The sequence below is a fragment of the Streptomyces sp. NPDC057939 genome (assembly GCF_042887545.1).
Lineage (GTDB): Bacteria > Actinomycetota > Actinomycetes > Streptomycetales > Streptomycetaceae > Streptomyces.
Map to the genome: position 1 here is coordinate 81109 of NZ_JBHVPG010000020.1, position 13238 is coordinate 94346.

Here is a 13238-nt window from a genome sequence, read left to right on the forward strand (position 1 = left end):
GTCCGGCCGCCCGTCGGGTACGGCGCGTCGGAGGTCTTCGCGGCTCAGATCTTGCCGCGGTTGCCCCGGAGGTGTTCCGCCACCGGGCCCAGGGAGTCGCGCAGGGCCGTCAGCGAGGTCGGGGACAGCAGGTCGATGAAGTGCTCCCGCACGGACGCCACGTGGTGCGGGGCGACCTTGCGCATGGTCTCCAGGCCCTCGTCCGTCAGGACCGCGTACAGGCCGCGACGGTCGGACTCGCAGTTCTCCCGGCGGACCAGACCGGCCGCCTCCATTCGGGTGATCTGGTGGGACAGCCGGCTCTTGGACTGCAGGGTCGCGGTGGCGAGGTCGCTCATCCGCATCCGGTGGTTCTCCGACTCCGAGAGGTTCACGAGGATCTCGTAGTCGTTGTTGGTGAGTCCGAAGGGCTGGAGATCCTTTTCCAACTGGTGCATCAGTAGTCGACTGACGTCCAGGTGGGTGCGCCAGGCGCACTGTTCGGCATCGGTAAGCCAGCGGGTGGCCGTATCGGTCTCCATGGTCTCCATGAATGAACTCTACCTAAGAAGTTGAATTACGTACAAAAATCGGAAGATCTGCGGATGGCCGGAGATCCGTGGAAGGTCACAGGCCGAAGCGCCGTTGCAGATCACCCAGCTGTCCCGGCATCCGGGGCACGCCGACCTGTCCCAGTGGTCCCTGGCCCGCGCCCGGAACGCCCTGCGCGTTGCCGCCGGCCGCGCCGGCGCCGACCGCGCCGACCGCCTGCTCGGCCATCAGCATCTCCGAGGACTGCAACAGCACCGTCCCCGCCCCCACGAACTCGAACTGGTGCTCCTCGCCCGACGCGCCTCCGATGCCCGTCAGCGAGCGGAGCCCGCCCATCACGCCCGACATGTAGCCGTGGTCGTAGTGGTGGCACGGGGAGGGGCAGTCGGCCCAGCCCACCAGTGCCTGCGGGTCCACACGCAGCGGCGGCTCCATGAACACCACCGGTCCGTTGGACGCCGCCACGAACTTCCCGGTTCCGATCAGCGTCAGGAAACCCGGGACGATCGACTGCTTCAGCGCGAGGGTGGGCTGGTAGGCCAGCAGGTTCCCCGAACGGATCGTGAGGTTGCCGTTGTCCAGGTCGAACGAGTTCACGTCGAAGGCCCGGTCGGCGAGCAGCATCTTGCCCTGCCCCTCGGCCACCACCCAGTCGCTCGCGTGCAGCGGCGAGTGGAAGCTCGTGCGCAGCAGCCGGTCGAAACGACCGTGGCCGATGCCGTTGAACTCGATGTTCCCGTAGTACGAGATCATCTTTCCCTTCTGCAGGAACCACTGGCTCCCCTTGAGCTCCACGCAGAAGGTGTACGGGTTCACGTTGTCGTCGGAGGGCAGGGTGTACGGGTCGAAGACCGTCGGCCCGCCGGGCCCACCGGTCACGGGACCAAAGTTCACAGCTTCTCCTCCGAGGCCTGTACGTACACCGCGCCCTGGCCGGACAGCTCCAGCTGGAACGCCTCGCCCGAGCCGCGCCCCACCATGTCGCGCCAGCCCAGCGCGGTGGAGAGCTTGTTCCTGACGTCCCCGTGGTGGGCCACGTACGCCTGCGGGTCGACGTGGATCGGACGGTTCGGGGTGATGGGGAGCTCGATGACCCCGCCGTGGGCCATCACGGCGACCGAGCCGTGGCCCTTGAGGGTGGTGGTGAACAGGCCCTGGCCGGTCACCTGGCCGCGCACCATGCCCATGACCCCGCCCTGCGAGCCCATGAACATGGTGCCCTGCTGGAGCGTGCCGTCGAAGGCGAGCAGTCGGTCGGCCTCCACGTGGAGGGTCTCGCCGGACAGGTTGATCACCTGGATGTGGTGGCCGCCGTGGCCGAACATCACGGTGCCGCTGCCCTCGACCTCCATCAACGGGGTCTGCTCGTTCGCCACGCGGCGGCCGATCATGCCCATGACGCCGCCCTGACCACCGGTCAGGCTGGGGGTGAAGGAGACTTCGCCGCGGTAGGCGAGCATCGCGCCGCGCTGGCTGTACATCTTCTGGCCCGGGACCACCTGGGCCTCGACCATCTTCGAGTTGACCTCACGGAACGGCATCAGACGTCGCCCCCGACGGTGTTGCGCTCGCTGGGCTGCACGTAGACCAGGCCCTCGCCCTCGAAGCGGATCTGGAACGCCTCGCCCGAGCCCTCGCCGATCAGGGTGCGGAAGTTCACCCCGGACTGGAAGGACTGCCGGAGGTCGCCGGTGTGCGCGACGTACGCGCCCGGGTCCACGGAGAGCGGGTACTGGGCGCTGACGCGCAGCACCACCGCCGGGCCGTCGGACATGATCGCCGCCCGGCCCGAGCCCTCGACGGTCGTGGTGAAGAGTCCGTTGCCCGTCGACGCGCCCCGCAGCCCGGTGAACGAGGTGCCGGTGCGCAGGCCCGCGTCGGCGCACAGCAGGTTGCTGGACTCCACGTAGAGCTTCTCGCCGCGCAGCTCCACCAGGTTGATCTCGCTCGCGCGGTCGGCGAAGAAGCAGGTGCCGTGCCCCTGCACCTCCATCACCGTCATCTGTTCGCCGGTCAACCGGCGGGTCACCATGCCGCGGAGGCCTTCGCCACCGCCGGTCATCTTCTTGAAGGACATCTGGCCGTCGTACGCGACCATGGCGCCGTTCTTCGCTTTCACGGCGTCACCGGTCAGGTCGACGGCGAGCACCTTGCTGCCTTGGAGTCGGAACTGAGCCACGGAAAAGAAGGTATCCGCAGCGGGCGGGGCGGAACAGGGCCCTGTGGCCGATATGCGCCACACTCGGCGCCGCCCGGGACCCGGGGGAAGATCTTCGGGAGCGGCTGAGACACTGGGACGGACCCCCGGCCGTCACCCCCGAAGGTTCCACGTGGACATCAAGACCGCTTCCGCCCTGCACCGACTGCGCCTCATCTCCGTCCCGGAGGCACTGTCGTTCCCGGCCCTGCTGATCTTCGGCTCGCTGCTGAGCCGGGTCTCGGACATCGACTTCCTGATGATGCCGCTCGGCATCCTGCACGGCATCCTGTTCGTGATCTACGCGGTGTTCCTGCTCGATGTCTGGAACAAGGCGAAGTGGCCGGTGAAGAAGGTCGCCCTGTTCTTCGTGCTCTCGCTGCTGCCCTTCGGCGGTCTGTACGGCGACAAGCTGCTCAAGCGCGACGAGGCCGACAGCGTCGTAGCCGCCCGCGTCGCCCGTGAGGCGGCGCAGGCATGATCATCGCGTTTTCGGTGACCCCGCTGGGCGTCGGCGAGGAGGTCGGGGAGTACGTCGCCGACGCGGTCCGCGTCGTGCGCGAGTCCGGGCTGCCGAACCGCACCGACGCGATGTTCACGACGGTGGAGGGCGAGTGGGACCAGGTCATGGACGTGGTCAAGCGCGCGGTGGCCGCCGTGGAGGCGCGGGCGCCCCGGGTCTCCTTCATCCTCAAGGCCGACATCAGGCCCGGGGTCGGCGACGGCATGACCTCCAAGGTGGAGACCGTGGAACGGCACCTCGCGGAGGGCTGAGCGCGTCCGTCGGTCAGTGAACGGCGAAGTGCCCCCCGGTCGCGGCCGGGGGGCACCTCCGTGTCGGGCGCGGGTTCGCGGCGGGTTCAGTCCCGGGCGCGGCGGGCCAGGCCGAGCGCGTAGTCGGCCCACCACGCGCCGGCCCGCGGGCCGCCGCGGCAGGTGCCGTCCGACTCGCCCGGCCGCTTGACCCACAGGTACGCGTCCACGAGCGGGTGGCCCGTCCGGTCGCTCGGCGGTGTGCCCAGGGCCCGGCCGGGCGGGTTGCACCAGGCCTGGTTCCGGTCCCCGGGCAGGGGCCCCGCGCCGTTGCGGCCGGTGTCGATGACGAAGTGCTTGCCGCCGGTGGCCTTGGAGAGCCTGGCCCCGTACGTGCGGCTCGGGGCGTCGGGCTGGAAGCCGGAGACGTTCAGGGCGAAGCCGTCGGCGCGGCCGATGCCCGCCTTCTTCAGGGGCTCGACGAGGTCCGCCGGGTGCGGGATCCACGCCGGGTTCCCGGCGTCCAGGTAGACCTTGGTGTTCTTGTTGCGCTTGAGCCGGTCGACGGCCTCGGCGAGCAGCGCGTAGCGCTCGTCCCGGTGTTCGGCGGGGGTGCAGCCGACGACCAGGTGCGGGACGGCCTCCGGCTCCAGGACGACGAGCGCCTTCTCCTCCCCGACGGCGTCGGCGAGGGCGCCGGTCCAGGCGCGGTAGGCGCGGGCGTCCGCGGCGCCGCCCGTCGCGGAGGGGCCGCAGCCGCGGTGCGGGATGTTGTGCGCGACGAGGACCAGGGTCCGCCCCGTCGCCTTCGCGCCCGCGCGGGCCCGGCGGACCTCCGGGGCCGGGTTCCCGGCCGGTACCCACAGGGCCAGCGGCCGGTCGGAGATCCTGCGCAGGACCTGGGCGTCGCTGTTGCGCCCCCGCGCCTCCCAGTCGGCGACCTGCCGGGCGGCGGCGCTCCGCGGATCGACCCAGAACGGGGACTCCGCGGTCGCGCCCGCGGCGCCGGGCAGCCCCTCGGCGGGCGCGGACCCGGAGGCGCAACCGGCGGCGGCCGCGAGGAGCAGGGCGAGCCCGAGGGCGGTGGCGGGGCGACGTCGGACGGCGACGGACATCCGGCTCCTCGGGGGGAAGGGGCGGCAGGGGCGCGGGTGCCTCGACGGACCGGCGCCCCGGCGGACCGGGACATCGTGACATAAGGGACATCCGTCCCTCCCGTACGACACCGCGCACCCGATCCGGGTCGGCGGGCGGGGCGACCGCGGGCAGGGAGCCGTGGCCGTGGCCGTGGCGGTTACGCGGCGGTGGCGCCCCCGGCCAGGGCTATGGCCAGGGGGGTGCGTTCGTAGAGCACCTGGTGGCCGTGGCGGGAGGGGATCAGCAGACCCGCCGCCCGGAGTGCCTTGAGGTGCGCCGACACCGTCGAGGGGGCCAGCCCGAGCCGCCGCGCGAGGGTGGTCGTCGAGGCGGGCTCGTGCAACGCGCACAGCACGTCCGCGCGGCCCCGCCCCAACAGCCCGGCCAGCGCCTGCGGGGTCGGACCGTCCGAGGCCGTCCACAGCGCGCCGATGCCGCGCGCCGGGTACACCAGCGTCGGCTGCCAGGGCGGGTCGTAGCCGCCGACCACGTCCGGCCACACGAACGCGCTCGGCATCAGCAGCAGCCCCTGACCGCCGGCGGCGCGGTCGTGGTGACCTGGGCGCTCGATGGTCAGGGTGGAACTCCCGCCGTCCCACCGCAGGTCGGGGTGCAGGCCGTCGAACAGGGCCTCCAGCCCGCCCGCCGCCAGCCGCCGGGAGTGGAAGAGGATGTCCGCCTCCAGCAGGGCCCGCAACCGCGGCCAGTGCGGGGCGACCAGGGCGCGCCAGGCCGCCTCCGTCAGATCGGCCAGTTCCCGCACGGCCCGCGCGGGATCGGCCAGCATCCGCCGGCCGATGTCGCTCTCCGGCGCGCCCGGGGTGCAGGCCAGCGACCGGCGCAGGTCCTCCCGCGCCGCCTCCGGGTCGGCCGCCCGCACCCGGGCCATCTCCTCCTCGAAGGTCACCGACGGGCCCAGCGGCGGCGGGCTCAGCAGGTCCGGGTGGTGCCCGGCGCGCGGCATCAGCAGCCACAGCGGCCGCAGGTCCAGCCCGGCCGCGGCGTCCCGGATCCGGCTCAACCACGGCAGGTGGTACGCCTGGCGGCCCGGCCTCAGCAGGACCCGCACCGCCTCCTGGGTCTCCCAGCGAGGCGAGATCGCGAACCGGCAGCGGAGCAGGTCGGCCGCCCCGAAGCGGTAGTGGAACCCCATGGCCGTGCCTTTCCCGAACGCCGACCCCGACCCGTGGATTCGGCCGGGGACGAATCCCTGGGTCGCAGCGTAGGTTCCGGCCAGGGTGGCCGTCATGTCATCCACGTCCCTCGAACAGGGCGGCGCCGGCTCCCCGGGCCCTCCCGCACCGGAGGGCGCGGGCTATCGCGAGGTCTTCCGGATCCGGGAGTTCCGCACGGTCTTCGCCGCGCACCTGCTGTCCCTGCTCGGCGTCGTCGTCGCCGAGATCGCCCTCACCGTCCTCGTCTACCGCGCCACCGGCTCACCCCTGATGAGCGCCCTCACCTTCGCCCTCGGCTTCCTGCCGTACGCCCTCGGCGGCACCCTCCTCGCCGGCCTCGCCGACCGGCTGCCCGCCCGCCGACTGCTCGTCACCTGCGACCTGCTGTGCGCCGCCTGCGCGGCCGCCATGGTCTGGCCGGGAACGCCCGTCGCCGGGCTGCTCGTCCTGCGCTGCGCCATGGCCTTCGTCGCACCGCTCTTCCAGGGCGCGCGCAGCGCCTCCCTCGCCGACATCCTCGGCTCCGGCGAGGCCTTCGTCCTCGGCCGGTCCCTGCTGCGCATGGTCTCCCAGAGCGCCCAACTCGTCGGGTTCGGCCTCGGCGGACTGCTGCTCACCGTCCTCGCGCCGCGCGGGGCCATCGCCCTGACCGCCGCCGGGTTCCTGGCCTCCGCCCTGCTGCTGCGCCTCGGCACGCGGGCCAGGCCCGCCCGCGCCCCCGGCGCGCGGGCCGCCCCGACCGGCGGACTGCGGGTGCTGCTCGGGGACCGGCGGCTGCGCGCGCTCACCCTGCTGTTCTGGCTGCCGCCCACCTTCGTCGTCGTACCCGAGGCGCTCCTGACCGCCTACGCCGACGCGATCGGCGTAGGCACCGTCACCCTCGGGATCCTCATGTGCGCCCTGCCCGTCGGCACCGTCGCCGGGGAGGTCTGGGCGGGCTCCGCCCTCACCGCCCGAACGCGTTCGCGGATCGTGGCGCCGCTGGCCGCCCTCGCCCCGCTGCCGCTCCTCGTCCACGCCGTGCGGCCCGGCGCGCCCGTCGTACTCGGGGCGCTGCTCCTGGCCGGACTGGCCCACGCCTACACCCTGGGCCTCGACCGGATGTTCGTCGACGCCGTTCCCGAGGAGGTGCGCGGCCGCGCGATGACGCTGCTCGGGACCGGCATGATGACCTTCCAGGGCGTCGGCATGGCCCTGGCCGGTCTGGCGGCCGAGTTCTTCCCGGTGCACGCGGTCGTCACCGGCGCGGCGCTCCTCGGGGTGGCCGTCGTCCTCCCGCTCCTCGTCGAGCTGAGGGCGACCGGGCGGCCGAGGGGTGAGACGGGGCGGGCCGCCAAATGACCGCCCGGTAGGGTCTGGTGGATGCCGAAGCCGCTCAGTCTCCCCTTCGACCCCATCGCCCGCGCCGACGAACTCTGGCAGCAGCGCTGGGGGCCGGTGCCGTCGATGGCCGCGATCACCTCCATCATGCGCGCGCACCAGATCCTGCTCGGTGAGGTCGACGCGGTGGTGAAGCCGTACGGACTGACCTTCGCCCGCTACGAGGCGCTCGTGCTCCTCACCTTCTCCCAGGCCGGCGAGCTGACGATGTCGAAGATCGGCGAGCGGCTGATGGTCCATCCGACCTCGGTGACGAACACCGTGGACCGGCTGATGGCGGCCGGGCTGGTCGCCAAGCGCCCCAACCCGCACGACGGTCGCGGCACGCTCGCCTCCATCACGGAGAAGGGTCGCGAGGTCGTCGAGGCGGCGACGAAGGACCTGATGGAGATCGAGTTCGGGCTCGGCGCCTACGACGCGGAGGAGTGCGCGGAGATCTTCGCGCTGCTCCGGCCGCTGCGGGTGGCCGCCGCCGACTTCGACGAGGCGTAGCCGCCCCGGGCCCGGTCCGCACCGGGCTCCGGACCGTTCCTCCCGGAGCCGGGGCCCGCGTCAAGATCGAGCAAAACGGACGGTTAGGCTCGTCGGCATGAAACGAAGCGTGCTGACCCGCTACCGCGTCATGGCCTACGTGACCGCGGTCATGCTCCTGATCCTCTGCGCCTGCATGGTGGCCAAGTACGGCTTCGACACCGGTGCCGACCTGACCTTCGCGGTCTCCCAGGCACACGGCGTGCTCTTCATGATCTACCTGGTCTTCGCCTTCGACCTGGGCTCCAAGGCGCGGTGGCCGTTCGGCAAGCTGCTGTGGGTGCTGGTGAGCGGCACGATTCCGCTCGTCGCGTTCTTCGTCGAACGCAAGGTTCGCGCAGAGGTCGAGCCCCTGCTCATCGACGCTCCCGCCACCGCGAAGGCCTAGTACGCGGCCCGGTCGGGCTCGGAGGAATCCAACCCCCGGGGGACTCCCCGGGGGTTTCCCATCGACATTTACTAGGACGTCCTAGTAAATTCATGGGTATGGACGCTGACGTCATCGAGGAGGGCCGCCGTCGCTGGCAGGCCCGGTACGACAAGGCCCGCAAGCGCGAGGCCGATTTCACGACGCTCTCCGGAGATGACGTCGACCCCGTCTACGGTCCCCGTCCCGGTGACTCGTACGAGGGGTTCGAGCGCATCGGCTGGCCGGGGGAGTACCCCTTCACCCGCGGTCTGCACGCCACCGGCTACCGCGGCCGGACCTGGACCATCCGGCAGTTCGCCGGATTCGGCAACGCCGAGCAGACCAACGAGCGCTACAAGATGATCCTGGCCGCCGGCGGCGGCGGGCTCTCCGTCGCCTTCGACATGCCCACCCTCATGGGTCGGGACTCGGACGACCCCCGGGCCCTGGGCGAGGTCGGGCACTGCGGCGTCGCCATCGACTCCGCCGCCGACATGGAGGTCCTGTTCAAGGACATCCCCCTCGGCGACGTCACCACCTCGATGACCATCAGCGGGCCGGCCGTCCCGGCCTTCTGCATGTACCTCGTCGCCGCCGAGCGGCAGGGCGTCGACCCGGCCGTGCTCAACGGCACCCTGCAGACCGACATCTTCAAGGAGTACATCGCCCAGAAGGAGTGGCTCTTCGAACCCGAGCCGCACCTGCGCCTCATCGGCGACCTCATGGAGTACTGCGCGAACGGCATCCCGGCCTACAAGCCGCTGTCCGTCTCCGGCTACCACATCCGCGAGGCCGGGGCGACGGCCGCCCAGGAGCTCGCCTACACCCTGGCCGACGGCTTCGGGTACGTGGAGCTCGGGCTCTCCCGCGGTCTGGACGTCGACCACTTCGCCTCGGGCCTGTCCTTCTTCTTCGACGCGCACCTCGACTTCTTCGAGGAGATCGCCAAGTTCCGCGCCGCCCGCCGCATCTGGGCCCGCTGGATGAAGGAGGTCTACGGGGCCAAGTCCGACAAGACCATGTGGCTGCGCTTCCACACCCAGACCGCCGGCGTCTCCCTCACCGCGCAGCAGCCGTACAACAACGTCGTGCGCACCGCGGTCGAGGCCCTCGCGGCCGTGCTCGGAGGCACCAACTCCCTGCACACCAACGCCCTCGACGAGACCCTCGCGCTGCCGAGCGAGCAGGCCGCGGAGATCGCCCTGCGCACGCAGCAGGTGCTGATGGAGGAGACGGGCGTGGCCAACGTGGCCGACCCGCTGGGCGGTTCCTGGTACGTCGAGCAGCTCACCGACCGCATCGAGGCGGACGCCGAGAAGATCTTCGAGCAGATCAAGGAGCGCGGCCTGCGCGCCCACCCGGACGGGCAGCACCCCATCGGGCCGATCACCTCGGGCATCCTGCGCGGCATCGAGGACGGCTGGTTCACCGGGGAGATCGCCGAATCGGCCTTCCAGTACCAGCGGTCCCTGGAGAAGGGCGACAAGCGGGTCGTCGGCGTCAACGTGCACCACGGTTCGGTCACCGGCGACCTGGAGATCCTCCGCGTCAGCCACGAGGTGGAGACCGTCCAGGTGCGCGAGCTGGCCGAGCGCAAGGCCCGCCGCGACGACGCCAAGGTGACGGCCTCGCTGAACGCGATGCTGGAGGCCGCCCGCGACGGCTCGAACATGATCCCGGCCATGCTGGACGCGGTGCGCGCCGAGGCGACGATGGGCGAGATCTGCAACGTGCTCCGTGACGAGTGGGGCACCTACACCGAGCCGCCCGGCTTCTGATCCCGGCTCCCGGGCCGGTCGTGGCGCCCTCGTGGCGCCGCGGCCGGCCCTTCCGTTTCCGGGGCCGTTTCCGGGGTCGGGCCGTGTGCCGCGAGGGGAAGGACCCCGCGGGCCGTGCCGGGACGGACCGACGCCGGCTCAGGGCCGGTCAGGCCTTCTACGCGCCCTGGAGGCCGTGCATCAGCAGGGCGGTGAAGGTGGACACCCACACCTCGTCGACCGGTTCGGCGCTCACCAGTGCCCGGTGGACCACCGTGCCCGCGATCACGTCGAAGATCAGGTCCGTGCTGTGGGCGGCGACGGACTCGTCCTCCTCGTGGGGGAGTTCCCCGCGGGCCTGCGCCCGTTCGCGACCCAGTACGACGAGACGTTTCTGCCGGTCCACGATCGCCGAGCGGATCCGGTCGCGCAGGGCCTCGTCCCGGGTGGACTCGGCCACGACCGCCATCAGCGCGGTACGGGCCTCGGGCCGGCGCAGCAGCTGCGCGAACTGGAGCACCACGTGCTCGATGTCGGCTTCGAGGGAACCGCGGTCGGGGAGTTCCAGCGCGTCGAAGAGCTCCGCGACCGCGTCCACGACCAGCTCGTTCTTGCCCGCCCAGCGCCGGTACAAGGTGGTCTTGGCGACGCCCGCGCGCGCCGACACGTCGCCCATCGTCAACTTCGACCAACCCAGGTCGACCAGCGCGTCCCGCGTCGCCGCGAGGATCGCGGCGTCCGCAGCGGCGCTGCGGGGCCGGCCGGTGCGGCCGTGCGGGGAGCTGGAGCCGGGGCAGGGGTTGCGCATGGCCGAGACCATACCCGCCAGTAGGGGAACCGTCGGGGGGCCGTTCGCTGTGGTTCAGATCACGGGGCGCCGCGGGCTCCGGCGAGTTACGCTACGGCTCGTAGCGTAAGAGCGACAACCACGCGAAGAGCTACTGGTGCCGGGTGGGGACCCGGCGCCGCCCAGCAGATCGGTACGACGGTTCGGCACGGCGGTCGGTGACGACGGCCGCGCGCGGCGACGCGTACCGCGGTTCGACCGCATTTCACGACGATCTTTCGGGATCTTTTTCGTCGGCGCGCGCACTCGGGGGAGGATGTACGCATGCAGCCCAGAAACATGTCCATGAGCGGCGTCGTCGACCTCGCCGCGGTGAAGGCGGCCGGCGAAGCCAAGGCGAAGGCCGAGCAGGCGCGCGCGGACGCGGCCCGGCAGGGCGGCGGCGCGGGCAGCGCCCCCGGCGGCGCCGTACCGTCGTCCGCCCTCGTCCTCGACGTCACCGAGGCCGGCTTCGAGAGCGATGTCATCCAGCTGTCCAACGAGGTCCCGGTCGTCCTCGACTTCTGGGCCGAGTGGTGCGAGCCGTGCAAGCAGCTCAGCCCGCTCCTGGAGCGGCTGACCGTCGAGGCGAACGGCCGTCTCGTCCTGGCCAAGGTCGACGTCGAGGCCAACCAGACGTTGATGCAGCAGTTCGGCATCCAGGGCATCCCGGCCGTCTTCGCCGTGGTCGCGGGCCAGGTGCTGCCGCTGTTCCAGGGCCTCGCCCCCGAGCAGCAGATCCGCGAGACCCTGGCCCAGCTGGTCCAGGTCGCCGAGGAGCGCTTCGGTCTCATCGGCCTCCAGGTCGACCCCGACGCGGACGGCGCCCCGGCCGCGGCCGAGGCCCCCGCGCCGGTCGGCCCGTACGACGCGCTGCTGGAGGCGGCCGTCGGCGCGCTGGACGCCGGTGACTTCGACGGCGCGGTGCGGGCGTACCAGGACGTGCTCGCGCAGGACCCGTCCAACACCGAGGCGAAGCTGGGTCTGGCCCAGGCCGCGTTGCTGACCCGCGTCGGGGGCATGGACCCGCAGGCGGTGCGCGCCGCGGCGGCCGAGAACCCGAAGGACCCGGCCGCGCAGATGGACGCCGCCGACCTGGACCTGGCGGGCGGCCACGTGGGCGACGCCTTCGGCCGTCTCGTGGATACCGTCAGGGTGACGTTCGGTGACGACCGGGACGCCGTCCGCGTCCGGCTCCTGGAGCTCTTCGAGGTGATCGGGGCGGACGACCCCCGGGTGTCGGCGGCCCGCACCGCGCTCGCGCGAGTGCTCTTCTAGGCCCGTACGGGCCAGGCCGGAGGACGCCCCGGGGCACCCGGGGGCCGACGGCGATTTGTTGACACGTAGATAAACAGCGGCCGCGCTTTGCCAAAACTTGGTAATCGCGGCCGCTGTTACTCGTAGTAAGTCGAACCCCGTGAACTGTCCGGTTGGTTCGCTATTCCGCCGATCTGTCGTGGCCCTGGGTGACACCCTGTGTGCCCGCCCGACAGCGCCGGGCCTCACTCCGGTTATCCACCCGTTACCCGCCAGTAACGAACCCCCTTGTGCCCCGGCCGGGAATGCACCACGATCGGCGACGCTCGGTCCTTCCCGCAGCGCCGCTCACCCGGAGCCGCGGTGGAGGGTCCCCACCGAGCCGACCGGTGACCGTGTCACCGGCCGTGGACAGGGGGGTCCCTGCCGCACCGGCAGGGCCTGTCCTCCAGGTTGCGCGAACGCGTGGCCCAGTGGTTGTCGCTCGGGGGTGAACGCCGGTGTATCGGACGCGGCTGCGCCGCGGCTCGGCCGCCTGCGCTTCTTCCCGAGGACGTAGCACTTCTCCCATCCCAGGACGGGCACGGCCCGGACCGGAGATGTACGTCCGAGAAGGAGGAACGAAATGAATTCTCAGGTTCGTGGCGGGACCAGATGGAAGCGCTTCGCGCTCGTCATGGTGCCGAGCATCGCGGCCACGGCCGCGGTCGGTGTGGGTCTGGCGCAGGGTGCCCTCGCGGCGTCCTTCAGCGTCTCCGGCCAGGACTTCAAGGTCTCGGCCGACAAGCTCGACGGTGACAACCTCATCCAGTACGGCGGCATCGCCGAGGGTCACGACCTCAAGGGCAACCCGCAGAAGCACCCGGTCACCATCTCGGGCTTCAGTCACGCCGAGATCACCAACATGTGCCAGTCCCTGGTCACCCCGACGCCGCTGGGCAACGTCACCCTGCAGCTGAGGACCGGCCACAAGGGCAAGCCGGCCGTCGCCGAGAACATCTACCTCGATGTGGCGGAGCTCGACACCGACGCCGAGTTCAAGAACCTTGACATCGGTGTCGCGGTCGGTGACCCGAGCCACAAGACGAAGCCTCAGGCCGGTACGGTCACCAGCCCGTACGCGTTCTCCCAGCGTGCGGACAAGGCCGTCCTGTCGAACGTCCGGCAGAAGGCGTGGGCGACCACGGCGGGCACCTTCAAGCTGCCCGACCTGAAGCTGCGTCTGCTCGGCGGCGACCAGCCGTGCTACCAGGACGAGAAGTAATCGGTCCCGGTGCGTGACCGC

The 13238-nt window shown here is 71.6% G+C and carries 15 protein-coding genes; 8 read left to right on the forward strand and 7 right to left on the reverse strand.

Annotation, left to right across the window (positions count from 1 at the left end; translation table 11 throughout):
* Nucleotides 1–44 precede the first annotated feature (44 nt).
* The 4 genes from ACFVS6_RS22110 to ACFVS6_RS22125 form a co-directional block, all read right to left on the reverse strand.
* Nucleotides 45–521 carry a MarR family winged helix-turn-helix transcriptional regulator gene (locus ACFVS6_RS22110; RefSeq protein WP_389706188.1) on the reverse strand — a complete coding sequence of 159 codons (477 nt, stop codon included), beginning with the start codon at nt 519–521 and terminating at the stop codon, nt 45–47.
* Between the two features lie 85 nt (nt 522–606).
* The gene (locus ACFVS6_RS22115) at nt 607–1410 is read right to left on the reverse strand and encodes an AIM24 family protein (RefSeq protein ID WP_389706190.1); all 804 of its coding nucleotides are present in this window, start codon (nt 1408–1410) and stop codon (nt 607–609) included.
* A gap of 11 nt (nt 1411–1421) precedes the next feature.
* Entirely contained in the window at nt 1422–2072 is a 651-nt protein-coding gene (locus tag ACFVS6_RS22120) for an AIM24 family protein (RefSeq protein ID WP_389706115.1), read from the reverse strand.
* Nucleotides 2072–2710, reverse strand: coding sequence for an AIM24 family protein (locus ACFVS6_RS22125; RefSeq protein WP_389706117.1), 639 nt, complete (start codon nt 2708–2710; stop codon nt 2072–2074). The genes ACFVS6_RS22120 and ACFVS6_RS22125 overlap by 1 nt, the downstream gene beginning before the upstream one ends.
* 151 nt (nt 2711–2861) lie before the next feature.
* Here ACFVS6_RS22125 and ACFVS6_RS22130 point away from each other — a divergent pair, with 151 nt between their 5' ends.
* Entirely contained in the window at nt 2862–3209 is a 348-nt protein-coding gene (locus tag ACFVS6_RS22130; RefSeq protein WP_389706119.1) for a DUF3817 domain-containing protein, read from the forward strand.
* A complete protein-coding gene (locus ACFVS6_RS22135) occupies nt 3206–3502 on the forward strand; it encodes an MTH1187 family thiamine-binding protein (protein ID WP_389706121.1) in 297 nt (98 codons plus the stop codon). Before ACFVS6_RS22130 ends, ACFVS6_RS22135 begins: the two co-directional genes overlap by 4 nt.
* 86 nt (nt 3503–3588) lie before the next feature.
* On the opposite strand, the gene ACFVS6_RS22140 is transcribed toward ACFVS6_RS22135, so the two are convergent.
* Both ACFVS6_RS22140 and ACFVS6_RS22145 read right to left on the reverse strand, forming a co-directional pair.
* On the reverse strand, nt 3589–4596 hold the full coding sequence (locus ACFVS6_RS22140; RefSeq protein ID WP_389706123.1) for a glycoside hydrolase family 6 protein: 1008 nt from the start codon (nt 4594–4596) through the stop codon (nt 3589–3591).
* Nucleotides 4597–4775: 179 nt separating this feature from the next.
* Entirely contained in the window at nt 4776–5771 is a 996-nt protein-coding gene (locus tag ACFVS6_RS22145; protein ID WP_389706125.1) for a DUF5937 family protein, read from the reverse strand.
* Nucleotides 5772–5865: 94 nt separating this feature from the next.
* Between ACFVS6_RS22145 and ACFVS6_RS22150 the strand changes: the two genes are divergently transcribed.
* From ACFVS6_RS22150 to ACFVS6_RS22165, 4 genes are all read left to right on the forward strand, one after another.
* Nucleotides 5866–7134 carry an MFS transporter gene (locus tag ACFVS6_RS22150; RefSeq protein ID WP_389706127.1) on the forward strand — a complete coding sequence of 423 codons (1269 nt, stop codon included), beginning with the start codon at nt 5866–5868 and terminating at the stop codon, nt 7132–7134.
* 21 nt (nt 7135–7155) lie between these two features.
* Entirely contained in the window at nt 7156–7665 is a 510-nt protein-coding gene (locus ACFVS6_RS22155; RefSeq protein ID WP_389706129.1) for a MarR family winged helix-turn-helix transcriptional regulator, read from the forward strand.
* 97 nt (nt 7666–7762) lie between these two features.
* Nucleotides 7763–8092, forward strand: coding sequence for a DUF3817 domain-containing protein (locus tag ACFVS6_RS22160; RefSeq protein WP_385572409.1), 330 nt, complete (start codon nt 7763–7765; stop codon nt 8090–8092).
* A gap of 98 nt (nt 8093–8190) precedes the next feature.
* Entirely contained in the window at nt 8191–9891 is a 1701-nt protein-coding gene (locus ACFVS6_RS22165; RefSeq protein WP_389706131.1) for a methylmalonyl-CoA mutase, read from the forward strand.
* A gap of 157 nt (nt 9892–10048) precedes the next feature.
* On the opposite strand, the gene ACFVS6_RS22170 is transcribed toward ACFVS6_RS22165, so the two are convergent.
* Nucleotides 10049–10678, reverse strand: coding sequence for a TetR/AcrR family transcriptional regulator (locus tag ACFVS6_RS22170; protein ID WP_389706133.1), 630 nt, complete (start codon nt 10676–10678; stop codon nt 10049–10051).
* Nucleotides 10679–10981: 303 nt separating this feature from the next.
* On the opposite strand from ACFVS6_RS22170, the gene ACFVS6_RS22175 reads away from it, so the two are divergent.
* Nucleotides 10982–11974 (forward strand): tetratricopeptide repeat protein, encoded by a 993-nt coding sequence (locus ACFVS6_RS22175; protein ID WP_389706135.1) that lies wholly within the window; start codon nt 10982–10984, stop codon nt 11972–11974.
* A gap of 604 nt (nt 11975–12578) precedes the next feature.
* Entirely contained in the window at nt 12579–13217 is a 639-nt protein-coding gene (locus ACFVS6_RS22180) for a DUF6230 family protein (protein WP_388901014.1), read from the forward strand.
* Nucleotides 13218–13238: the final 21 nt, after the last annotated feature.

Coding starts and splice junctions, on each gene's coding strand:
- ACFVS6_RS22165 (WP_389706131.1), top strand. CDS start 8,191: ATGGACGCTGACGTCATCGAGGAGGGCCGCCGTCGCTGGCAGGCCCGG.
- ACFVS6_RS22170 (WP_389706133.1), bottom strand. CDS start 10,678: ATGCGCAACCCCTGCCCCGGCTCCAGCTCCCCGCACGGCCGCACCGGC.
- ACFVS6_RS22110 (WP_389706188.1), bottom strand. CDS start 521: ATGGAGACCGATACGGCCACCCGCTGGCTTACCGATGCCGAACAGTGC.
- ACFVS6_RS22120 (WP_389706115.1), bottom strand. CDS start 2,072: ATGCCGTTCCGTGAGGTCAACTCGAAGATGGTCGAGGCCCAGGTGGTC.
- ACFVS6_RS22160 (WP_385572409.1), top strand. CDS start 7,763: ATGAAACGAAGCGTGCTGACCCGCTACCGCGTCATGGCCTACGTGACC.
- ACFVS6_RS22175 (WP_389706135.1), top strand. CDS start 10,982: ATGCAGCCCAGAAACATGTCCATGAGCGGCGTCGTCGACCTCGCCGCG.
- ACFVS6_RS22135 (WP_389706121.1), top strand. CDS start 3,206: ATGATCATCGCGTTTTCGGTGACCCCGCTGGGCGTCGGCGAGGAGGTC.
- ACFVS6_RS22155 (WP_389706129.1), top strand. CDS start 7,156: ATGCCGAAGCCGCTCAGTCTCCCCTTCGACCCCATCGCCCGCGCCGAC.
- ACFVS6_RS22140 (WP_389706123.1), bottom strand. CDS start 4,596: ATGTCCGTCGCCGTCCGACGTCGCCCCGCCACCGCCCTCGGGCTCGCC.
- ACFVS6_RS22150 (WP_389706127.1), top strand. CDS start 5,866: ATGTCATCCACGTCCCTCGAACAGGGCGGCGCCGGCTCCCCGGGCCCT.
- ACFVS6_RS22180 (WP_388901014.1), top strand. CDS start 12,579: ATGAATTCTCAGGTTCGTGGCGGGACCAGATGGAAGCGCTTCGCGCTC.
- ACFVS6_RS22145 (WP_389706125.1), bottom strand. CDS start 5,771: ATGGGGTTCCACTACCGCTTCGGGGCGGCCGACCTGCTCCGCTGCCGG.